This is a genomic window from Streptomyces sp. ISL-36 (genome assembly GCF_018614205.1).
GTDB lineage: Bacteria > Actinomycetota > Actinomycetes > Streptomycetales > Streptomycetaceae > Streptomyces.
The window spans coordinates 23,196-45,062 of the sequence record NZ_JAGGOS010000027.1 but is presented as its reverse complement, the minus strand read 5'-3'; the positions used below and the strand labels follow the sequence as shown (position 1 = coordinate 45,062).

The following is a 21,867-nucleotide window of genomic DNA, read 5'->3' as shown; positions in this document are numbered from 1 at the left end:
TCGTCGCCACACCAGCACCGAGGTTGAGTTTCAGACTTCCCGTCCCGACCAGGGGCGGGCAGGCGTGCCCGCCGGGCGAACGACGCCAGGGCCCGCGGCACCACGGGTACGGGCAGAAGGCCCGCACCGTCGGAATCGGCAAGAGGAGAAGACCCATGGAGCAGTCCAAGTCCGGTATCGCCGCCGCCAGCACCGCAGCGTCGGTGGAGGGGACCGAGGAGATCACCGGGCCCGTGGTGGTCGCCGTCGACGTCGAGGACGAGGAGTAGTCCTCTCTCGCGTTCGCGTACTGACCTGGGCGTCCCTCCCTCCTCTCGGTCCCGTCGGGGTCCGGGGGAGGGGCGACCCTCGCGCTTTGCCCGTCTGGAGGTCTCAGTGATTCACGTATTCGTCGGGCCGACGCTGCCGGCGTCCGAGCCGCAGCTCACCACGCCGGGCCTGCGAGTGCTTCCGCCGGCACGGCACGGCGACCTGTTCGACACCGCAATCAGCGGCGGTGACACGGTGGTGCTTATCGACGGGGTGTACCACCAGGCGCCTGCGCTGCGGCACAAGGAGATCCTGGCCGTGCTGGGCCGGGACGTCGGAGTGATCGGGGCGGCGAGTATCGGCGCGCTGCGGGCGGCCGAACTGGCGCCGTACGGGATGCTCGGCGTCGGAAGCATCTACGCCGCCTACGTGCGCGGGGACATTGACGGCGACGACGAAGTGGCGGTTGGACAGGCCCCGGACGGCGCAGGGGATGTGCTGACCTGGCCGCTGGTCAACGTCCGGCACGTCCTCCAGCTCGCCCAGTCAGCCGAGATCCTCAACGGTGAGCGGGCCGCCGGGCTCCTGGAGGCGCTGCGCGCGGTCTACTACCCCCAGCGCACGTGGGCTGCGGTCCGGGCGGTCTGCCGCCGCCAGGGCGAGCCGGAGTTCGCCGGGTGGCTGACCGAGCAGCGTCAGCAGGACTGGTACTTCGGTGACCTCAAGCGCGCCGACGCACTCGCCGCCGTACGTGCCGCGCTCGACGGCGCCGCGACGAAGGACCGGGCCGTTGTCGAGCCGCAAGTGTGGGAGACGGCCTACTTCCACCGCTGGTCCAACGCCGCCGCGCGCAACCGCGTGGACGGCCTGGAGCTCGCCGCCGAGGACCGCCTCGTCTACCAACAGGTCTTCGACCCCGCGTTCCGCGAGAGGTGGGCGGCCTACCTCGAACACCTCTCCCACCACCCGGCCGACGGCGGGCCCGAGCTGCCGCTCGCCGAGCGCCTGGCCCAGGTGACCGGCGGGGACCTGCCCGCCCACCGCGTGTTCCACCCGAGGCCCGATCTACGCGACAAGCAGACCGTGGCGCTGCTGCTGGCCAGCGAGACCGCCGACGACCGGTACGCGGTCGCCCGCTACGCCGAGGCCCTCGCCTGGGCCCGCCGCAGCCGGCCCGGCTTCTCCACGGAGGCAGTCCGAGACGAGGTGACCCGCGGTCTCCTGCTGCGGGTGTGGCGGTGCTCTGTGCGGGACTTCGACGCGGAGGCGTCCGCGCGGGGCCTGGTGAGCGGCGCCCGCGCCGCCGAGGCCGCCAAGCGGCTCGTGCCCGGGTTCCTGGAAGAGACCGAGAGGACGGAGACGGCCCATGGTGGGCGTTGACGAGCTGGTGGCGCTGCCCGGCACGGTACGGACCCGGACACCGGAGGAGACATGGGAGGTGGTGGCCGGCCACCTGCCGGAATTCGGTATCACCCGGGTCTCGGACCTGACCGGCCTGGACTGCGTCGGTCTACCGGTGTGGACGGCGGTCCGGCCCGCGTCGAAGACTTTGTCGACGTCGCAGGGCAAGGGCGCCACCGCCCTGTTGGCGAAGGTGTCCGCGGTGATGGAGGCGATTGAGTTGTGGTACATCGAGCAGCCGCTGCCCGTCGCCGCGTACGGCCCGGCCACCGAGGTCGCTCCCGACTGCCCCGTGACGGCGCTGCCGACGACCGCCCCGTACCCCGAGCAGGCCCTGTCCCGGATGGTGTGGGAGTGGGCAGCCGGCACCGCCCTGGTGGGCGGCGAGAAGGTACTGCTGCCGGTCGACCTGGTCCGCCGCCGCGGGCAGCGGCCCGCGTGGACCCCGGACGTGTGGCGGGCGACCAGCACCGGACTTGCGTGCGGCAACTCACGCGAGGAGGCGCTGCTGCACGGCCTGTTCGAGGTGGTGGAGCGCGACGTGCTGTACCGGGACGCGCAGGCCGGCGGTCGACGGCGCACGCTGATCGACCCCCGCACGATCGACGACTTGCACGGCCAAGAGGTGATCGCCTGTCTCGCGGCCGCAGGCATGGCGCTGGAACTCGCTCTGGTCGGCGGCCCGTACGGGCTGCCGGTGTGCGTCGCGTATCTGTGGTCGGAGGACTACCCGGTCGTCTTCGCGGGCGGCGGCTGCCACAGCGTCCCGGGGATCGCGCTGACGCGGGCGGTGACCGAGGCCGCGCAGTCGAGGCTCGCCGCCATCGCCGGAACCCGGGACGACCTCCCCACCGATCCCGGCAGTTTCGACATTCCGTCGTTCCGCCCCGCGCGCAACGGCGCGCTCGCCAACTGGGCGGAGGCGACCGGCCGCTTCGCCCCGGCCAGCGGCGGCTTCGCCGAGCAGGCCCGGGACGTCGCCGCACGCGTTGCGCCCGTCACGGGGCACGAGCCGGTTGCCCTGGACCTGTCCGCCCCTGACTGCCCCATCCATGCCGTGCAGGTCGTCTGTCCCGGCACCCGCTCACGGATAAGAAGGTCAATGCCCCGATGAACCCCACCACCACCACCCCAACCCCGTCCCTGGCGCAGCCCGCGTCCGTGCCCGAGCAGGGGCGCTCGGCCCAGTACGACGCTTTCCACGCCGCACGGGCCCGGACCAAGCTGGTCGCCAGCTTGTACGCCCAGGCGATGGGCGAGGACTACCCGGCCGAGATCGCCGCCTCCAGCTCCTGCGACTGGCCTCTGCTGGGGCTGCTGACCGCGCGGCTGCGACTGCGTCCCGGACAAGTCCTCGTGGACGCCGGATGCGGCGCCGGGGGCATCGGCCTGTGGCTGGCCCGCGCCCTCGCCGTCCGCCTGGCCGGGTTCGACCTCTCACCCGTAGCCGCCGCCCAGGCCACCGCCCGTCGCGCCCGCTTTCTCGGCCGCGCCGCCGACCGTGCCGTTTTCCACGTCGGGGAGCTGGAGCGAACCGGCCTGCCAGCGGGTTCCGCCCACGGCATCGTGTGCGTGGACGCCCTGGGCGGTGCGGCCGACCGCGGGGCGGCGCTGCGCGAGCTCGGTCGCGTCCTGGCCCCCGGCGGCCGGCTGATCGTCACCCGCACACTCCGCCGCGGCACGGACCCGGCATGGCACGAGCAATTCGCCGCAGCCGGACTGACGCAGGAGCACCTGGACGAGCGGCCCGGCGAACCCGCGACGTGGGAGCGGCTCTACCAGCTGTGGATTGCCCACGCCGACCAGCTGCGGCGCGAGCTGGGCGAGGCGGCGGCCGAGAACATGCTCCGCGAGGCACACCAGAAGCTCCCCACCCTGCGCGGCCGACGGGCCGTCCTGCTGACGCTGCGGCGGCTACCGTCAGACCCGGCCGGAATGAGGGCGGCCGATAGGATGGCTGCGCGCGGCCGCGAGACCGGCGGCAGGCCCGTGCCCGAGGAGAGGACCCAGCAGTGAGCCAGCACCGTTCCGCCCGTGCGGCGGTGTTTTCGGCCGGGTCCTGGGGCACCGCCGTGGGCAAGATCATGGCGGACGCCGGCACGAGCGTCATCATGCACGCCCGGCGGAGTGAGATCGCCGGCGCGATCAACACCACGCACCGCAACCCCGGGTACTTCCCGGACGTCGAGCTGCCCCACACGCTGACCGCCACCACGGACCCGGCCGCTGCGCTGGACGGCGCTGACTTCCTCGTACTGTCCATCCCCGCGCAGTCCCTGCGGACGGGCCTCGCCGCCTGGGCCCCGTACATCGGCCCCAACACGGTCATCGTGTCGCTGATGAAGGGCATCGAGATCGGCTCCGGCCTGCGGGCGAGCCAGGTCATCACCGAGGTGACCGGCATCGGTGCCGACCGGATCGCCGTGCTCTCCGGTCCGAACCTCGCCGGGGAGATCATGGCGGGCCAGCCCGCCGCCGCTACCATCGCCTGCCCCGACGAGGCCGCCGCTCACCGCGTCCAGCACGCGTGCCACACCCCGTACTTCCGGCCCTACACGTCCGCCGACGTGACCGGCTGCGAGCTCGGCGGCGCCGTGAAGAACGTCATCGCCCTCGCCGTCGGCATCGCCTCCGGGATGGGCATGGGTCACAACGCACAGGCCATGCTGATCACCCGCGGCCTGGCGGAGACCACCCGGCTGGCCACCGCGATGGGCGCCCACCCGGCCACCCTCGCCGGGCTCGCCGGCCTGGGCGACCTGGTGGCCACCTGCTCCTCCCCGCTGTCGCGCAACCGCACCTTCGGCACCCGCCTCGGCCACGGCCTGACTGTGGAGGAGGCCACCGCAGCCACCCGCCAGACCACGGAGGGTGTCAAGAGCGCTGAGGCGATCCTCGCCCTGGCCCAGGCCCACAACGTCGAGATGCCGATCACCGACGTCATCTCCGCCCTGCTGCACGAGAAGGTCACCCTCGACCAGGCCGCGGCCGCGCTGATGCAGCGGCCCCCCAAGCCCGAGCGCTGACACCTGCGGCAGCCCCCGCCACGGGGCCCGCCGCCCTTCATTACCTTCACCCTCCCGACACGGAGGTCCTCACCCATGCGCGGATCTGTGCTGTCCGCTGTCCAGATCGCCGTCGCCGTCGCCCTCGTGGCGTGGATGATCATCGGCTTCACCGCTCTGCCCGGCCGCTGGCTGCGCTGGAAGATGTTCTGCCGGGCCACCTTCACGATCGTCCAGCTCACCGGCACCACCAAGGACGGCCGCACCGAACCGGTCAACGTCTACGACCACCTTTCGCCCGGCTCCTTCATCCTCGGACCGCCTCAGCTCCAGGCGATCCTCGACCACCTCACCGCGAGCGGCCGGTACGAACGGATCGACGGCGACGGCCGTGTCCTTACGGCCCGCGGCGAGCAGCGTATGGAAGTGAGGGACAGCCGTGTGGTTCTTTGACGCCATTGCCTCCGGCTTCCAGCACCCCACCGACCCCGGCCGGCTCCAGTGGTTCCGCATCCTCTTCGGCACCGTCCTCACCACGCGGTTCGCACTTTCCATCGGCCAGGGCGGCTGGCAGCGGTTCGCCCCCGGCTCCCTCAGCCTCCACCTCGCCGAACAGCGCTTCGGCCCCCGCCGGGCCCGGCTCCTCACCAGCGCCTACCGGCCCGCACTGATCGTCCGCACGATCGCCGCCCTCACCCTGGCCGCCGGACTCGTACCCCGGCTGTCGCTGCTGGTGGTCCTGGCCGGCGCCGCCATGGAGCTCCTGTACCTCAAGAGTCCCAACGCCGTCCGCTACACCCTCCTGACCGGCACCTGCCTCCTGCTTGCCGGAGATCTGGGACACGGCCTGACTGTCACGCACGGCCCGAGCACGGCCAACACCTGGGCACAGTGCCTGCTCGTGCTGATCACCACCGACATCTACTGGAACAGTGCATGGCAGAAGCTCCGCTCACCCCAGTTCCGCAGCGGCCTCTACCTCGCCCAGTGGATCCACACCTACACCCAGGTCAAGGACCAACTGCCCCACCGGCGATTCCAGTACGCAGTCCCCGCCCTCATCCGCCGCCACATGGGCAACCTCACCGACCGGGACGTCCGCCTCTGGCGCGCGGCCGCGGCCTCCGTGATCGCCGCGGAGATCGCGCTGCCGCCCGCGCTGCTCGTCCCGCAGCCGATGCCGTACGCCGTCGCCGCAGGCATCGCGATGCACTCCGCCTTCAGCTGCCTCAAGCCCCGCCAGCTCATCACGTTCTCCGGCCTGACGGCCGGTACCTACGTCGCCTTCTCTTCCTAATGGCCGTCCTCCTGAGGCCGAGCTTCGGCGAGATCCTGGCTGCGGTGACGGCCGAGATGTCCACGACCGTCGGCGCTTGGGCCTGCCGGTCGGGGCTATGGACGGAGCCGGGCCGCGTCGGCGGGAGTGCCTGTGCGGAACCTTCAGGCCCGGCATCCGCAAGCGCCGACGGTCGTCACCCCGGACAGGTGCGCCGGGCGGCTGGCAACCGCATCGTGTGGTGCGCCTCTCGCCTGCCTGTAGCGACTGATGCCCTGTTGGGCGAGTCCGGAGTGTGTACCTCGATTCCGGTCGCCGAACAGGAGCCGTGCCCAAGAGGGTCACCCGTTCAGGATCGATCAACTTTGTCGCCGTTCCAGCCAGTTCCGGTTTTCTCCGGTCCCGGCAGGAGAACACGGGAGGCTGGACCGTCAAGGGGTCGAAGGCGCATCCCACGCGCCTCTGATACTCATATGGAGAGCGACTCACATGACGTCGTCCTTGGACTGGGCCGGGCTCGCCACGGTCATCGCGGCCGCCGTGCAATCGGCGGCCGCCGTGGTGCAGGTGTACTGGGACCGGCAGCAGCGCGGTGCCTGGATGATGCAGAACCCTGTCTTCGGCGAACCCGTGCCGGCGCGCGTCGAGCACCCGACGCACGGATCCCTGTCCGTCCACGTTCAAATCGGCGTGCTCCAGCCCTCCCGCCCTCCTGTGTCGGTGACTGTGCGCGTAGGCGAGGCCGGCGGCATGGACGCGCAGTCGCTGCCGTCGGCGAAGGAGCATGGCCCGTGGTAGCGGATGACGAGGCTCCGAGTGAGCCCTGCCCGGTCGTTGATGTGGGCTTGGTCCAGCGACTGCAGGACTGCTACGAGACATTCATGGCGGCGGAACCGCGGATCCTGCGCAGGAAGACGAACCGTCGGCTCTCGTACCAGGCGTGCCAGGACGTGGCTCACGAGGCGTACCTGAGGGTGGCGAGGAAGGTCATGAATGGCGAGCTGGGTCCCGAGGTGCAGCTTGCGGGCTACCTGCGCAGAGCGTCGAGAAATCTGGCGATCGACACACTGCGGGCGCAGGCGCGGCTGGACCCATTGGACGACACCGGGCTCGTCGTGGCCGTCCCCGGGCAGCGGCGGCCTGCCGACGACTTCGATCCGTTGGAGGAGCTGGTCGTACCCACGATCGACGCCATGCCGCTGAGCCGGCCCCGCAAGGTGGTGCAGCTGCAGAGCCAGGGTCTGAACGACAAGCAGATCTCCAAGGTCCTGGGCATAGGCACGGACCGCGTTCACCGGGACCGGTACACGGCCCTGATCGAGCTGCGCGGAAGGCTCGGCGGTTTTATCCGGGACGGGCATCGGAAGAAGACGACACGACGCGTGGAGAAGGAAGGGTGAGGGCTGTGAGCCGCTTCAACGAGGACAGCGGCGGCCGCCCGGTGCCGGAGGTCGGGGCCGAGATCCTGACGCTCATGCGCCAGCTTGCCGGGCCACCGGACTTCTGGGATCGTCCGGACGGCGCCTTCGGACCCCAGACCCACCTGTACGACCTGGACGCGGAGGGACGGGAAAGGGCGAACTCCCTGTACCGGCTCGGATCGAAGGCGCTGAGCCGAGGCGAGCTGCCCACCGCCGCCGACTGGCTGGGCGAAGCTGCCTCGGCCGGGCACCCGGGAGCGCTGTTCCGGCTCGCCCTGGTCGCGCTGCGGGCCAACGCCATCTGGGCGGACGACGCGTGGTTCCTCATCGAGGAGGCTGCTTGGCACGGACACGGCGACGCCGAGCGGCTGCTGGCCGCGGCCGCAGGCCGCCTTCCCGCCTCCGGCGCGCCGCCGCAGACCGAGGACCCGTCCTTTTTCGAGGAGGTGCGCCGCCTGCTCGGTATCCCTCCTCACCTCCTTCAGCCGGACCCGCACCCGGCTCTGCCCGATCCCGGCAGTCAGCCCGACACCGCTCAGGAGGCCCCGCTGGCCGCCGAGCCGGAAGATGAGGAAGGGCAGCAGCCGGGGCGGACCGGTCTCGTCCTTGTCCCCGCCCCCGTGCTGCCCACGCAGTACGGGCCCGTCCCGGGCTCCCGCACGGTGCCGGAGCGGCCCCGACTGACCGCGCTGGCCGGCGGGTTGGCTCTGGCCGTGCCTGACCTGAGTTCGGTAGCCTGCGCGACACGCCGTGTCCGCCAGGTACCCCGCGATTCCCGGGGCGAGCCGTGGTGGTCGGCCAGCGCCCTGCGCCCGGCGGTACTCACTGACATGGCGCGCCACAGCATCACCCCCGCCGTGGTCCCGGCACGGTGGCAGACCACGCAACGCGCACGCGACATGCTCCTGCTCATCCACGACGCTGAGGGCATTGACACCCGTACTCTCGCCCGGCGGACCCGGATGCCGATGAACTCCGTCGTCAGGCTGCTGGACTGGCTGCGCGGCGATCGATTCGTCGACACCGTCGCAGGCGCCCACTTCCCCGGGCCGCTGATGGCCCTGGCCACGCGGGCCGACCCGGGGCAGTCGCTCCTGAAGGACACGCTCGCCTCGCTGCGCGACGAGCTCGGCGCGGCGGTCTACCTCAGCACCTACACCGACGGCGAGATCACAGTCCAGGCGTCGGCGTTCAGCACGACCGCGCCCCCTGTTGAGGAGGTGGCGCCGTTCAGCGACACCGGGCACGCGAGCGCGAACGGCAAGAGCCTTCTGGCCCAGCTCGACTTCGCCTCCCGCATGGACCACCTCACCCGATACCCCTCGGTCCAGCTCACCGGCCGGACCATCACCAGCCGGCGCGCGCTCATCGAGGAACTCGACGGGCCAGGCCCGCACTCCGCCCAGTTCGACCTACTCGAATACTCGGACACAGTGCTCTGCGTCGCCTTCTCCCTCGGCCTGCCCGGCCGGGCCTCCAGCGTCGCCCTCTCCCTGCCCGTCCACGAGCACCTACGCCTCATCGACACCGCCACCATCCTCAGCAGACGTGCCACCGGACTCCTCCTCGTCCACCTGCTCGCTGACGGCATGCAGCAGAACGAGGGGAGTGCACGGTCGCAGGCAGAGCCTCTACCTCGACGCGCCCTCCCGTAGGGCAGTGTTTCTGGGCCCGGCCGCGACGCGCGCCGGGCCCAGTTGGGTCACCTGACCAGCGGCGCGCTCGACCACCGCGCGCCCTATCCGTCCACCAGCCCAGACGCCCCGGGAAGGAGGAGCGGGCCTCGCCGGTGCCCACCGGGACCGGTCTACCGTTTAGCAGATGACAGCTCTGATCATCGGCGCCAGCGGCTTTCTGGCGACCGAACTGATCCGGCAGGCGAGAGCGGCCGGGCACACAACCGCCGCGACGTACGCGACCAAACCCGGCGACGCCTCCCAAGCCGAGTGGTACGCCCTCGATCTGCGGGATGCGGGACGCCTGGACGCCGTCATGGCGCGAAACCGAACCGTCGGCGGCGCGCCAGGTGCGAGCTGTCCTGTGGCGAGCGCGTGCTATCGAGGTTGAACGCGTGCAGTCGAATTCGACGCTGCCACCGTTCCAGAAACGGAGCCCGAGCGTCGGGCCCGATCAGCCTCCGAAGGTGTGCTTCGGATCACCAAGGGGCCCGCCGGTGAGTTGACAGACTTGATGTCGTGAATCCCCGCAGGCCGAGAACCAGTGGCTGAACCTGGTTGAACTTCCTCCAGCGCGTGCAAATATGGCGGTTTCGAAGCTGACGGCGGTCTTGAACTGCTCAAACGGACTGGGCCGTTGGAGAATCCGTGCGTAACGTATGGGAACAGAGCAGCTACCTGTTGTGGTTGAGACCACAACAGGCGGAAGGTCGCGGGCTTGAAGACGCAGGTCGGCAGACCAAGGCGAAATCACGGGGAGGCGCAGTGGCACGGTCGGCGCGAACGAAGCGAGCACCACTTCGCGGGAATGGCACAGCAGTCGCTCTGCTGCTAGTGGCCAGCGCCCTGACGTCTGTCTCAGCGTGCGGTGACAGCGAGCCCTCCGACAAACCTTCCGCTGCGCCCCCTGCCAGCGAGCCGGTGACTGAAGCGCCCACGCCCACACCATCGAACACCGCCGATCAGACAAAGACCCAGCTGATCCACCTTTACGAGAACTACTGGGCCCAGATGGAGCGCGCCTACGCCACCGGCACCACCAAGGGCACAGACCTTGAGAAGTACGCTGCCGGCCTGGCATTGGCAAAGGCGAAGAAGGATGTCGCCAGTGTGCACAATGCCGGCCAGGAGATCACGGGAGACGTCAAGGTCGGGGACTCCGTCGTCACTGCCCTCGATCTTCAGCAGAAGGTCCCCAACGCCTCCCTTTCGAGCTGCCTCGACATCTCCGACTGGATTGTCCGCAAGCGCGACACGAAGGCGAAGGTCGAACTGCCTGCTGAGAGGCTGACCAAGTTCGTCACTCACACGACCTTGGAGCGCTGGCCCGAGGGCTGGCGCGTCGTCAAGACCGAGCCCCTGGAGCAGGCGTGCTGAGACTCCGCCACGTTCCTGTTGCCACTGGGCTCCTCGCCGTGCTCGTCGCCGCCCCAGATGCCATGGCCGCGGGGGAGCCTGGGGTCGGTGGCTGCCAGTCCGAATGGGTATGCGTCGACATCAAGGTCCCCAGCAACAGCGGCGGCAACGGCGGGAGCAGCGGCTCAGCCGGGGGGACCGGGACAACACCTGCGGAAACCCCCGCCAAGCCTCCGCCTTGTACGTACTTGCTCGCCACCCCGCAGCCGCCAGCCGGCAGCGCATTCTGGGAGGGTCACGATCCTTCCGAAGGCGGAGCGGTCTACGAACGGACCTGCGGACCCCTCACGAGCTTCGTCTACGGCGGTCCCGGCGGTCCCCCGGCAGTAGCAGTCGACCCGGCCGTTCTGGCCCAGCAGGCCCTGGACAAGATGCGGCTCCGTGCCCCGGAGATCGGCATCACCCCCAAGCCGGGCGGCAAGGGAGTGGTCGGGATGCCGGTCTACATGTGGACCGCGAAAGGCCCCGAGACCTATGGTCCGAACGTGGCCAGCGCCTCGGCAGGCGGCATCACCGTGACGGCTACAGCGAAGGTCAGCAAGATCGTGTGGCAGATGGGCGATGGGAAGACGGTCACCTGCACCACTGCCGGTACCCCCTACAAGGCGGAGTACGGCAAGAAGCCTTCGCCTGACTGCGGCCACCGATACACCACCCCCTCCTCGACCACCTCCTCGGGGAAGTTCCACGTGACTGCGACGTCTACCTGGACGATCGACTGGACAGCCACCAGCGGTCCGACCGGCCAGCTGACCGAGGTCCGTAACAGCGCCGTGGACATCGACGTCGCCGAGGTCCAGGTCCTCAACTAGAACTCCCTCTGCACAAGTCGAGAGGCATTTCCCGCATGGAACCCCCCGTCGCGCCGTCGGTGCCGCGCCCTGCGGCCCCGGCACGCCCCGAGATCCCCATCACCACCACCGCCCCGGTCAAGCGGGAGCGACGCTGGTCCGTCGCCGCGCTGTGCGTGGTCTTGGCCGTCCTCGCCGGGCTCGGTGCGGCTGCGGCCGTCACCTCGGCCAGTGCCCGCACGAAGGTCCTGGCCATCGCGCGCGACGTTCCGGCCGGCCAGGCCCTGACGGCTGCCGACCTGATCGTCGCCGAGGTGAGCGCAGATGCCGCTCTCACCCCGGTACCTGCCTCCGACAGAGCCAGCGTCATCGGCAAGCGGCCGGCTGTCGACCTGCGTAAGGGCGGCCTGCTGACCACCTCTCAGCTCGTGGCCGGCACCGGTCTCGGAGACGACAAGCAACAGGTCGGTGTTCAGGTGAAGCGAGGCCAGGCTCCGGCCGGCACGCTCGCCCCCGGGGACAAGGTCCTCGCCGTGACCACCCCCGGCCAAGGAGAGCAGCCCACCGGCAAGGACGCCGAAGCGCCGCCGTCGACCGTCAGCGCCGTCGTCGTGACCGTGTCCCGGCCGGACGCCTCCGGGAACGTGGTGGTCAACCTGGCCGTTTCCCCCAGCGACGGGCCGCTGCTGGCCACCCGCGCCTCCCAGGGCCGCATCGCCCTCGTGCGTGAACCGCGGAGCAGCTGATGCCGGTCACCGCCCTCGTCTCCGCGAAATCCTGCGGCGTCACCACCTCCGCGCTCGCCCTCACCCTCGCCTCGAAGCGCCCGAGCCTGCTCGCCGAGTGCGATCCGGCAGGCGGCACCCTGCGGGCCGGATTCCTCCAGGGCGAAGTCGGCGCCGGCTACGGCCTCTACCACCTGGCGGCCGCCGAACGCACCGGACCGGACGCGCTCGCACAGGCCTTCGCGTCCCACCTGTGGCCGATGGACGACGCCGGACACCGCAAGCTCCTGCCCGGCCTGACCGACCCCGGGCAGGCAGCCGCACTGGGCAGGACCTGGCCGGCCCTGTCGGAGGTCATGCACGTCCTGGCCGAAGAGGCCGGATACGACGTCTTCGTCGACGCCGGCCGCCTCGCGCTCGAGTCCGGCCGTCTCCACACCACGCTCACGCCCGCACCGCTGCTACACAAGGCCGATCTGGTCCTCCTCGTCGTGCGAGGGACTGAGCAGTCCCTCACTCTGGCCCGTCACGTCATCGATCCGTTGCGCGCCGAGCTCGCCGAACGCGGCAGCGGGCCGGACGCGCTGGGTCTGCTGCTCATCGAGGACGGTCCTTACCGCGCCCACCAGGTCACCGAGGCGTTGAAGGTGCCGGTCCTGGCCGGCCTGCCGTACGACCCCGCCACGGCCGGGTACTTCACGGCCGGCGGCCCTCCGCCCCGCGGCTACGGACGCAGTGCCCTGTTGCGTCATGCCCGGACCGCGACCGAGCAGTTCGAGGCCGCCGCCTCCCGTCGGGCGATTCAGCAGCAGTACCCGCCCCGCACAGCGAACCCGCAGCTGGCCGGTGTTCTGCAGCGCCTGAGCGAGAGAGGTGGGGCGCGTGGCTGACACCCACCAGCGTCCCGGCGTCAACGGCCACCCCGCGCCGATGGGTCGCGAGGACATCGCCGGCCTGCTCGTCGGCCGGATCGGCCAGAACCGCCCGCCCACGCCCGCGGCCTCCGCGCAGTCATCAGCGGTTGCCGTTCCCATCCCTGCGGCTCCGACGGGTTCCGTCGGCCCGGCGGCGATGCCCCGACTGGCCGGTATGCCGGGTGAGATCCCTGTCGGCTGGGAGGTGATCGAGGACCTGCAAGCCCAGGTGTCGAAGCAGCTCAGCGCGGAGGACCCCAACAAACTCCTCGAGGAGGTCGACAGGCGGGCACTCGCCAAGCGCCTGGTGCGCAACGCGGTCGCGGACTGGGCCACGAAGTACGCCCAGGGCAACACCCCGCTCACCGCGGAGCAGGAAGCCGCGATCGGCACCGCGGTCTTCGACTCGATGTACCGGGGCGGGCGGCTGCAGTCGCTGCTGGACCAGGAGGGCGTCGAGGACGTCATGGTCGACGGCCTGCGCGCTCATGTCGAATACCACGACCGTCCTCGCCAGACGATCGAGAAGGTCGCCGACTCCCACGAGGAGCTGATCACCTGGGTCAACAGGATGGCCAGCCTGTCGGGACACGGCGAACGATCCCTGACGCAGGCCACCCCGATGGTGGGCTTCCGCATGCCCGACGGCAGCCGAGTGACTGCGAGCCTGCTCACCACCCGGCCGTCCGTCGTGATCCGCCGGCACAGGATCCGGCAGCACGGCATCGCCGAGCTGGTTCAGTGGGGCTCGATCAACCCGATCCTGGAGCGGTTCCTGGCCGCGTGCGTGCACGCCAAGATGAACATTCTGGTCGTCGGCGACATGGGCGCCGGCAAGACGTCGCTGCTGCGCGCGCTGGGCCGGGAGATCCCGCCCTCGGAGCGGCTGGTCACGTTGGAGTCGGACCGTGAGCTGTATCTGGACGAGCCCGGCCCCAAGCCCGGTCCGGTGACGTACGCGTTCGAGGCGCGGCAGTCCAACGGCGAGGTCCGCGGCGGCGCCGCAGCCGGCGAGGTCACCATCTCCGATATGTTCGCTACGGCCTTGCGCTACAACGCCACCCGCGTCATCGTCGGCGAGGTCCGCTCCACCGAGATCGTGCCGATGCTGCAGGCCATGAGTGCGGGCGGATCCGGCTCGATGTGCACCCTCCATGTCCGCCGTCCGCACGCCATCATCAGCCGCCTGGTCCAGCTGTGCACCGAGGCCGGCATGCAGACAGAGGCCGCGCACCACCTCATCGCTTCCTCCATCGACCTCGTGGTCTACCTGACCTACCTGGACGAGACCGCGATCGGCGGCCGCAAGCACCGCTTCGTCTCCAACATCTACGAGGTCCATGACGTCGTCGGCGAAGGCGGCCGACCCGTCACCACCGAACTCTTCACCCCTCAAGGCGGAGAACTGCGCGCCATCTACAAGAACATGCCCAGCTTCATCGACGACCTCGAGCGCACCGGCTTGTTCAACCGGCAGTGGCTCAACGACAACCCCTTCGGCGCCTGGCTCGGCCCGCTGCAGACAGTAGGCCGCCGATGACCACCTCCCAGCTCGCCCTCGTCGCCGCCTGCTGCACCGTCCTGACCCTCCTCGCGCTCCTCGCCGCGGCACGGGAGCTCCGCGGCCGCATCCCCGATCCGACGAAACCGACGTCCCGGATGACCGGCCGGATCCAGCGCGCGAAGGCGGAACTCCCCGAGGCGTGGCAGCGCCGCTGGCGGCACCTGGTCACGACCGCGGGCATGGTCGGCCTGGTGATGTGGGCGTGGACCGGCTGGCCCGTCCACGGCCTCCTCGCGGGCACCGCCGTCCTCGGACTGCCCTACGTCCTCAACCCCGGCACCGCCGCCACCCAGCGCATCGAGCGCCTGGAGGCGCTGGGGCAGTGGCTCAACCACCTCGCCGGAGTTCACCAGGCCGGCATCAGCCTGCCGCAGACCATCCGCGCCTCGGCCAAGGCCGCCCCGACCCCTATCGCGCCGAACGTGAGGGCGCTCGCCGACCGGCTGCGCTCGGGCATGGAAGCCCACGACGCCTTCGCCCAGTTCGCCGACGAGCTCGCCGACGGCGTGTCCGACCACGTCGTCCTGCTCTTCCAGTCTCACGCCGTCTACAAGGGCCCCGGCCTCTCGGCCGCGCTCGAGGCGCTGGCCGTCACCATCCACCAGCAGGCAGCCGACGCCCGCGACATCGAGGCCGACCGCGCCAAGGTCCGCAAATCCAGCCGCATGGTCAGCGCCGTCATCTGCTTCGTCGTCGTCGGCTGCATGCTCAACGACGCCTGGTCCGGCTGGTACCAGTCCCCGCTCGGCCAGATCGTGCTGGCCGTCCTCGGCGGCCTGTTCGCCTACACCCTGCGCTGGCTGCGGAAGATTGCCCGCACCGCACCCGACCCGCGCCTGATCGACCCACTGCCCGCCGCGCAGGTCACCGCCGTCACAGGAGGCGCCCGATGATCCCCATGGAGGCCGTCCTTCCTGCGGCCGCCGCCGGCGCCCTGATCGGCCTAGCCGTCCGAGCACTGCTCCCCGCCCGCCGCGACCTCGCCTCCGTCCTGGACCGCCTCGACGTCAGCAAGACCAGCGGACCCCTCCTGCCCACGGCCGCACCCAAGTCGACCGGCACCCTGCAAGAGAAGGTCGGGGCCCGACTGCTCGGCGAGTTCGGCAGCAGGATCACCCTGCCCGTCCGAGACCTGAACCTGCTGCGCATCAGCCCCGCCGCACACCTCGGCAAGCGGTTCCTCTTGGCCCTGTACGGGCTGCTGGCGCCCCAGCTGCTCCAAGCCCTGCTCGCCCTGGCCGGAACCCCCTTCCCCTACACGGTCCCCGCGGTGATCAGCCTCGCTCTGGCCGGACTGTTCTGGTTCCTGCCCGGCAAGGACGTCGCCCGCGACGCCGCGGCCGCCCGCCTCATCGTCCGACACGCCGCCGCCTCCTACCTGGAGCGCGTGGCCCTGGCCCGCATCGCCAACTCCGGCGCCGCCCAGGCCCTGACACAGACCGCCGAGGTCGGCGACGGCTGGATCTTCGTCCGCATGCGCCAGGTCTTCCACGAGGCCGACCTCGCCGGCGTCACCGTCTGGGACGCACTCAAGCAACTCGGCGACGAACTCGACATCCCCGAACTGACCCGCCCGGCCGACACCCTCGCCCTGGCCGGCGACGGCGCCGCCGTCTACACCACCCTCCAGGCACAGGCCCGCCAGCTGCGCATCGCCCTGCTCAGCGATGCGAAAGCGCAGGCCAATGAGGCGAGCGCCGCGATGATCCTGCCGGTCACCTTCGGCGTCATCCTCATGCTCGTCTTCGTGATGATCCCCATCACGATCACCATCCTCGGAAGCTGAAGGAGAACCAGCGCCATGGACATCCAGACCCTGACCGTGTGGATCCGCACCCGTTACCACCACCTGAAGGACCGGCGCGACCGCGGCGCGACCAGCACCGAACTCGCCCTGATCACCGGCGCCCTTCTGGTCGGCGCCGGACTCCTCGTCGTTGCCGTGCGGAGCAAGCTCCTGGAGAAGATCGGGATCATCAACGGCGGCTGAGCAGAGCGATCCACCAGTAAACAGGGGAGGGAACAGCGTGAGAGCACGGGCCCCGAGAGGCCTGCGGACCTTCATCCGGAACCGTCGGCTGCGCGGCGAGCGTGGTGCGGCCAGCGTGGAGTTCGCGGTCCTGGCGCTCGTCGTGCTTGCGCTGGTCTTCACCGCCATCCAGGTCGGCCTGTACTTCCACGCCCGCAAGGTCGCCCAGTCCGCCGCGCGGCAGGGCGTCGAAGCCGGGCGTCAGTTCGGTGCGAGCGAGGGGGACGGCGTCGCCCAGGCGCAGACGTTCCTGAACCGCTTCGGCAGCAGCGTCCGGGGCGCGAGCGTCTCCTCAGCAGGGAGCACCACGGAGGAGATCCGCATCACCGTACGCGGCAGCGTCGCCACTCTTGTCCCCGGCGTGACGCTCGACGTAGTTCAGCACGCCGACGCCCCCGTCGAACGGTGGACCAACCCGTGACCGTCCCCTCCACCTACGAGCAGCGCCTCACGCGGGCGTTGCGCTCCGACCGGGGCTCCTACGCCCTGGAGACCGCGGTCCTGGCCCCGGTGATGATTGGGCTGCTCCTGCTGATGATCGCCTTCGGCCGGGTGACGGACGCCGACGGTGCGGTGGACTTTGCGGCCCGCGCGGCGGCCCGCGCCGCCTCGCTCGAGCGCGACGCCGGCAGCGCGCAGGCCGAGGCACAGGCCGCGGCCACCCGGAGCCTGCAGGGTGAGGGCATCACCTGCCGGACCTCCAGCGTGGCGGTCGACACCGCCGGCTACAGCCTCGACCTCGGCGTCGAGGCGAACGTGACCGCGACGATCTCCTGTACGGCGAACCTCTCCGACATCGGCCTGCCGGGGCTGCCCGGGTCCAAGACGCTCACCGCATCGTGGACCAGCCCCATCGACACCTATCGGGGTCGACAGTGAACATCCGCATCCACCACCCGGGAGCCCGTCGGCGGGCGGCCGGGCCAGCGCGCGGCCGTGACCGCGGCTCGATGTCGACCTACTTTGCTCTCTCCACGCTCGCGATCCTGATGGTGATGGGCCTGCTCGTCGACGGCGGCGGAGCGCTGAACGCCGCCAACCGTGCGACCTCCCTCGCCCAGGAAGCAGCCCGCACCGCCGGCCAGCAGATCGACCCGGCCCAGGCGATCGAGGGCACCGCCATCACCATCGACCCCGACGCGGCCGTCGGCGCGGCGCAGGACTACCTCGCCGCCGCGGGCGTCCAGGGCAATGTCACCATCACCGACGGTGGGCAGAGCCTGACCGTCACCGTGAACGACACCTACGACACGTTCTTCGCGCAGTTCGTCGGCAAGGGCACGATCCACGTGACCGGCACCGCGACAGCACACCTGCAGACCCAAGCTGGAGGCTGAGCCGCATCATGGCCCACCGCACCCCCGCCCCGCTGCGCGCCATCGGCGCCCTCCTGCGGGCCCTGATCGGCCTGGCCGCCCTGGTGGGCCTGGTCGGCGGAGTCCCGTACCTGCTGCTGAAGGTGGGCCATCAGCCGACGGAACTCGCCAGCGGGTTCAGCCTGCTGGAGCAGGACGATGGCTCCCTCTTCTTCGTCGTTCTGACCTGCATCGGGTGGGCCGCCTGGGTGGCTTTCACCTTCTCGGTCCTGGTGGAGCTCTTGGCCGTGCTGCGGCGCCGTTCCGCACCGCGGATCAAGGGCCTGGGCGGACTGCAGTCCCTGGCGTCGTTCCTCATCGGTTCGATCGTGCTGCTCGCCCCCACTGCCGCATCGGCCGCCACAATGGGGCCCGCGGTCGCGGCCATCGCCGTCCACACCGTGGGCGAGAGCGGTACCGGCGCAGTGCCGAGCGCCAAGGCGTCCGCTCTCGCCGACGAAGCCGACTGGCCGGAGCACACTGTCGCCTCCGCCACCGAGCTGCCGTGGGACCTGGCGGAGGAGTATCTCGGGGACGGCAAACGCTGGAAGGACATCGCAGCGCTGAACCCCGAGATTCCGCAGCTCGCCGCGGGAGACCAGTACCTGCCCAAGGGCGCTGTCATCAAGCTGCCGGCCGACGCCCGGCCCGTCGCCTCGGCCGCCAGCCCCGCCCCTGCGGCGAGCAGCAGTTCGCAGACCAAGGCCCCCGAGAAGCACGTTGAGGACCAGGCCCAGGACGGGAGCGACAGCGACACCACCGCCGGCGAGTACGAATCAGAGCGGCCGGCCAGCGTCACGGTCCGCGATGGCGACAGCCTCTGGTCGATCGCCGACGAACACGGCGACCCGGAGGACTGGCCAGCCATCTACGAGGCCAACAAGGGAGAACCCACCCCCGGCGGCGGCCGCTTCACCAACCCCAACCTGATCTACCCGGGCCAGGAGCTGGACCTGCCCCAGGCCGATACGGACGAGCCGCCCGCAGACCACAACACCACCGGCCCGAAGACGCCGGAGAAGCCCAAGGACACGCAGCACGAGAGGCCTGCGCCCGATACGACTCCGGAGAAGGACGCCGACAAGGACGCGGAGGCCGGAAGGCCGACCACGCCAGCCGCCACCCCCGCACCCGCCCGTACCGCACAGCCCGCCCCAACCACCCCAGCCCCCGCGCCCAGCGCGGACAGCACCCGGACCCAGGCACCCGCCGTACAGTCCAGCAGCGACGACGACACCGCCCTGGCCCCGGTTGCCGTATGGGCCGGTGCCGGAGCCCTGGCGGCCGCGCTCGTGGGCACTCTGACGACCCGCCGGATCCTGCAGCAACGCCGCCGCCGCCCCGGCCGCCGCATCCCCATGCCCAAGGGGCGCGCCGCCGCGACCGAGCAGGGCCTGCGCGCCGCCCAGCACCCCACCGGCTTCGACCTGCTCGGCACCGCGCTGCGCACCCTCGCCCTCAACCTCGCTGCCGTCGGCCGCGAACTGCCCGTCGTCGAAGCGGTCGTTCTCCACGACGCCAAGGTCGAGCTGCACCTCGATCAGGACACCGCGCCCATGAAACCCTTCACCGCGGCGGCGGGTCGCCAGGACCTGTGGGTCTGCACGGCCTCCAGCCCGGACCTGGCCGACGACGAGCAGCTGAAGGACTCGGACGCCCCGTACCCGGCGCTGGTCTCGATCGGCTGGGACGGCGCCGGCCACCTGGTCCTGGTCGACCTGGAGCACGTCGGCATCCTCAACCTGGCCGGCGACGCCGACTTCAGTCGCCACGTCCTGCAGGCCATCGCGGTCGAGCTGGCCAGCACTCCGCTGCCCGGCCACCTCGAAGTCACCGCCCTGGACGACGCAGCGCCGGGACTGGACGCCGCCGCTCCTGAGCGCGTCGTCCGGATCGACGACCTCGCTGCCGCCACCGCCGAACTGGCTGGCCACACCGCCGACCAGCGCCGCGCGCTGGCCGCCGTCGGCGCGGACAGCCTGCGCGCCGCCCGGCTCATGGACGACGCCGCCGGCGCCTGGACTCCGCACATCCTCCTCGCCGCAGAGCTGCCGGACGGCACCGACCGAACCGCGCTGTTCGACACCCTCACTGAAGAACCCCGCGCTGCGGGGGCGGTCATCACCGCCGGCGCCACCGCCGACCTTCCGGCCGCGGCGTGGACCCTCGTATGCGCTGGCCCGGACGACACGATCGCCCTGCCTGGCTCCAACCTGCCCGTCCAGCTGCAGGGCCTGAGTGACGAGCACTTCGCCGACGCCATCGAACTGCTCACGCTCGCTGCCAGTGACACCGACGTCCTGGCCCCCGCCTGGACCCGCATCGACGACCTCTGGGACGACGACGAGCCCGAGCTGGACGAACGGACGCGCTCTGATGGCACCGCAGACAGCGACGTCAGCACCGAGGAAGGTCCCGAGATCCCAGCGGACGAGGACGGGCTGCCCGCCGAGTACGCCGAACTCGATCTGGATGAGAACGCCGAGGATGACGGGCCGCCGCAGCTCACCGACAGCGCCGCGGACGACACCGACTCCGCGTCGTCGAGCGACCTGATCAAGCCCGAGACGGGACACGAGGACCACCCGCAGGGTGAACCTGTCTCAGGGCCCTCGCTCGCCGAGGTCCTGGCCGGCGAGGACGAGGACGACGCGGTCGCCAGCGAGCCAACGCCCAGCGGTGCGCCGGCCGACGAGCCCCCGCTGGCCGTCGGCCCGGCGGACGTCCCACTCGCCCTGACCAGCCCCTGCGCCGCCCCTGCCGCGCCGGCAGTCCACATCACCATCCCCGCACCTGCACCCGACGCTGAGACCGACCCCGCCGCAGCCGACGAGCCGATCGCACCGACGGCAGTGGCCGCCACCCAGCCGGCCGAGCCGGCCGCTGACGCAGTTACCGAAGCCGGTCCGGCCGTCCTGCTGCTCGGACCCATCAGCATCGAAGGCGCCAGCGGTCGGATCGACTCCAACCGCCTCACGGCAGCCACCGAGCTGGTCACATTCCTCGCCCTCAACCCCGGCGTCGACCACCACGCCATCGACGACGCCCTCTGGCCGGGCCGCCTGGTCAACAAGCAGATGCGCAACGCGGTCATTTCCCGAACCCGCTCCTGGCTGGGCAAGGACGCCGACGGCCAAGCCCATCTGCCGCGCGTCCAGGACACCGGCGACAGCCGGTACCGCCTCGGCCCCGCCGTCACCTGCGACTGGACCCGCTTCCAGCGCTTCGCCCGCACCGGACTTGCCCGCCACGACGAAGACGGCGACCTCGCCCTGCGCCGCGCGCTCGCTCTGGTCCGCGGCCGGCCCTTCACCGGTATCGACCCTCAGCGCTACGCCTGGGCCGAGCCGGCCATCCAGGAGATGGTCTCCGCGGTCGTGGACGTCGCGTACGAGCTGTCTGGGCGGTGCCGGGAAGCCGACGACATCCCCAGCGCCCTGTGGGCCGCTCGCCGTGGCCTGCTCGCCGCGGAGGAGAGCGAGATGCTGCACCGGCAGATCTTCCTCGCCCACCACGCCGCCGACGACATCGACGCGCTGCGCGAGGCCGCCGCCCGCCTCACCCGCATCAACGAACAGCTCCTCGGCGGCGTCGACATGGAGGCCGAAACCGCGGAACTGCTGCGGAACCTGCTGCCCCGCCCTGTGACCCGCGCCCGCTGACGAAAAGGACTCCAGCGTGCCCACTGCGACGACCGAGCTGTACGACGGGCCAGCCCGCCTGTGCGTGGTGCCCGGCCACCGGGTGCCGCTGGAGATCGCCGCCTCGCCCAGAGCCCGCACCCGCGGGCTACTGGGCCGAGACGGCATTGACGGAGCGATCCTGATCACGCCGTCCAGCAGTATTCACACCCTGCGCATGCGCTTCGCCATCGACGTCGCGTACCTCGATAGGCAACTGCGGGTCGCCGACGTCCACACGATGAAGCCCAACCGCATCGGAATGCCCCGCTGGCGCGCCCGCCATGTTCTGGAGACCGAGGCCGGCGCCCTCGCCCGTTGGAGCATCCACCCCGGCGTGCAGCTGTCCATCGACCACTGATCAT

23 protein-coding genes are annotated in these 21,867 nt (G+C 71.0%); all 23 read left to right on the top strand.

Going from position 1 to position 21,867, the window contains the following annotated elements; genetic code table 11:
* Positions 1 to 375 precede the first annotated feature (375 nt).
* The 23 genes from J7E93_RS07545 to J7E93_RS07435 all read left to right on the top strand — a co-directional run bounded on the left by J7E93_RS07545 (position 376) and on the right by J7E93_RS07435 (position 21,863).
* Complete coding sequence (locus J7E93_RS07545; RefSeq protein ID WP_215066673.1) at positions 376 to 1,629, top strand: TfuA-like protein; 1,254 nt, start codon at positions 376 to 378, stop codon at positions 1,627 to 1,629.
* A complete protein-coding gene (locus tag J7E93_RS07540) occupies positions 1,616 to 2,764 on the top strand; it encodes a YcaO-like family protein (RefSeq protein ID WP_215066672.1) in 1,149 nt (382 codons plus the stop codon). The genes J7E93_RS07545 and J7E93_RS07540 overlap by 14 nt, the downstream gene beginning before the upstream one ends.
* Complete coding sequence (locus J7E93_RS07535) at positions 2,761 to 3,666, top strand: class I SAM-dependent methyltransferase (RefSeq protein ID WP_215066670.1); 906 nt, start codon at positions 2,761 to 2,763, stop codon at positions 3,664 to 3,666. Before J7E93_RS07540 ends, J7E93_RS07535 begins: the two co-directional genes overlap by 4 nt.
* The gene (locus J7E93_RS07530; protein WP_215066668.1) at positions 3,663 to 4,676 is read left to right on the top strand and encodes an NAD(P)H-dependent glycerol-3-phosphate dehydrogenase; all 1,014 of its coding nucleotides are present in this window, start codon (positions 3,663 to 3,665) and stop codon (positions 4,674 to 4,676) included. The genes J7E93_RS07535 and J7E93_RS07530 overlap by 4 nt, the downstream gene beginning before the upstream one ends.
* A gap of 75 nt (positions 4,677 to 4,751) precedes the next feature.
* Positions 4,752 to 5,108, top strand: a complete 357-nt coding sequence (locus J7E93_RS07525; protein WP_215066666.1) for a hypothetical protein — start codon at positions 4,752 to 4,754, stop codon at positions 5,106 to 5,108.
* Complete coding sequence (locus J7E93_RS07520; protein WP_215066664.1) at positions 5,095 to 5,952, top strand: hypothetical protein; 858 nt, start codon at positions 5,095 to 5,097, stop codon at positions 5,950 to 5,952. The genes J7E93_RS07525 and J7E93_RS07520 overlap by 14 nt, the downstream gene beginning before the upstream one ends.
* Positions 5,953 to 6,420: 468 nt before the next feature.
* Entirely contained in the window at positions 6,421 to 6,729 is a 309-nt protein-coding gene (locus J7E93_RS07515; protein WP_215066662.1) for a hypothetical protein, read from the top strand.
* 83 nt (positions 6,730 to 6,812) lie between these two features.
* Positions 6,813 to 7,331 carry an RNA polymerase sigma factor gene (locus J7E93_RS07510; protein WP_215066660.1) on the top strand — a complete coding sequence of 173 codons (519 nt, stop codon included), beginning with the start codon at positions 6,813 to 6,815 and terminating at the stop codon, positions 7,329 to 7,331.
* Between the two features lie 5 nt (positions 7,332 to 7,336).
* Entirely contained in the window at positions 7,337 to 9,007 is a 1,671-nt protein-coding gene (locus tag J7E93_RS38000) for an IclR family transcriptional regulator C-terminal domain-containing protein (RefSeq protein ID WP_215066658.1), read from the top strand.
* Between the two features lie 166 nt (positions 9,008 to 9,173).
* Positions 9,174 to 9,419, top strand: coding sequence for an NAD-dependent epimerase/dehydratase family protein (locus J7E93_RS07500; RefSeq protein WP_251066189.1), 246 nt, complete (start codon positions 9,174 to 9,176; stop codon positions 9,417 to 9,419).
* A 530-nt stretch (positions 9,420 to 9,949) separates the two neighbouring features.
* Complete coding sequence (locus J7E93_RS07495; protein WP_215066656.1) at positions 9,950 to 10,405, top strand: secreted protein/lipoprotein; 456 nt, start codon at positions 9,950 to 9,952, stop codon at positions 10,403 to 10,405.
* 227 nt (positions 10,406 to 10,632) lie between these two features.
* Complete coding sequence (locus tag J7E93_RS07490; protein ID WP_251066188.1) at positions 10,633 to 11,256, top strand: ATP/GTP-binding protein; 624 nt, start codon at positions 10,633 to 10,635, stop codon at positions 11,254 to 11,256.
* Between the two features lie 35 nt (positions 11,257 to 11,291).
* The gene (locus tag J7E93_RS07485; RefSeq protein ID WP_215066654.1) at positions 11,292 to 11,981 is read left to right on the top strand and encodes an SAF domain-containing protein; all 690 of its coding nucleotides are present in this window, start codon (positions 11,292 to 11,294) and stop codon (positions 11,979 to 11,981) included.
* Positions 11,981 to 12,850, top strand: a complete 870-nt coding sequence (locus J7E93_RS07480; RefSeq protein ID WP_215066652.1) for a hypothetical protein — start codon at positions 11,981 to 11,983, stop codon at positions 12,848 to 12,850. The genes J7E93_RS07485 and J7E93_RS07480 overlap by 1 nt, the downstream gene beginning before the upstream one ends.
* Positions 12,843 to 14,414, top strand: coding sequence for a CpaF family protein (locus J7E93_RS07475; RefSeq protein ID WP_215066650.1), 1,572 nt, complete (start codon positions 12,843 to 12,845; stop codon positions 14,412 to 14,414). The genes J7E93_RS07480 and J7E93_RS07475 overlap by 8 nt, the downstream gene beginning before the upstream one ends.
* Positions 14,411 to 15,331: a type II secretion system F family protein gene (locus J7E93_RS07470; RefSeq protein ID WP_215066648.1), complete on the top strand. Its 921-nt coding sequence runs from the start codon at positions 14,411 to 14,413 to the stop codon at positions 15,329 to 15,331. Before J7E93_RS07475 ends, J7E93_RS07470 begins: the two co-directional genes overlap by 4 nt.
* Complete coding sequence (locus tag J7E93_RS07465; protein ID WP_215066646.1) at positions 15,328 to 16,224, top strand: type II secretion system F family protein; 897 nt, start codon at positions 15,328 to 15,330, stop codon at positions 16,222 to 16,224. The genes J7E93_RS07470 and J7E93_RS07465 overlap by 4 nt, the downstream gene beginning before the upstream one ends.
* Positions 16,225 to 16,239: 15 nt before the next feature.
* The gene (locus J7E93_RS07460; protein WP_215066644.1) at positions 16,240 to 16,428 is read left to right on the top strand and encodes a hypothetical protein; all 189 of its coding nucleotides are present in this window, start codon (positions 16,240 to 16,242) and stop codon (positions 16,426 to 16,428) included.
* A gap of 37 nt (positions 16,429 to 16,465) precedes the next feature.
* Entirely contained in the window at positions 16,466 to 16,888 is a 423-nt protein-coding gene (locus tag J7E93_RS07455; protein ID WP_308367999.1) for a TadE/TadG family type IV pilus assembly protein, read from the top strand.
* Positions 16,885 to 17,346: a TadE/TadG family type IV pilus assembly protein gene (locus J7E93_RS07450; RefSeq protein WP_215066642.1), complete on the top strand. Its 462-nt coding sequence runs from the start codon at positions 16,885 to 16,887 to the stop codon at positions 17,344 to 17,346. The genes J7E93_RS07455 and J7E93_RS07450 overlap by 4 nt, the downstream gene beginning before the upstream one ends.
* A gap of 71 nt (positions 17,347 to 17,417) precedes the next feature.
* Positions 17,418 to 17,804 carry a pilus assembly protein TadG-related protein gene (locus J7E93_RS07445; RefSeq protein ID WP_215066640.1) on the top strand — a complete coding sequence of 129 codons (387 nt, stop codon included), beginning with the start codon at positions 17,418 to 17,420 and terminating at the stop codon, positions 17,802 to 17,804.
* A gap of 8 nt (positions 17,805 to 17,812) precedes the next feature.
* Positions 17,813 to 21,484 (top strand): LysM peptidoglycan-binding domain-containing protein, encoded by a 3,672-nt coding sequence (locus J7E93_RS07440; RefSeq protein WP_215066638.1) that lies wholly within the window; start codon positions 17,813 to 17,815, stop codon positions 21,482 to 21,484.
* 37 nt (positions 21,485 to 21,521) lie between these two features.
* Positions 21,522 to 21,863, top strand: a complete 342-nt coding sequence (locus J7E93_RS07435; protein ID WP_251066195.1) for a DUF192 domain-containing protein — start codon at positions 21,522 to 21,524, stop codon at positions 21,861 to 21,863.
* The last annotated feature ends 4 nt before the right edge of the window (positions 21,864 to 21,867 follow it).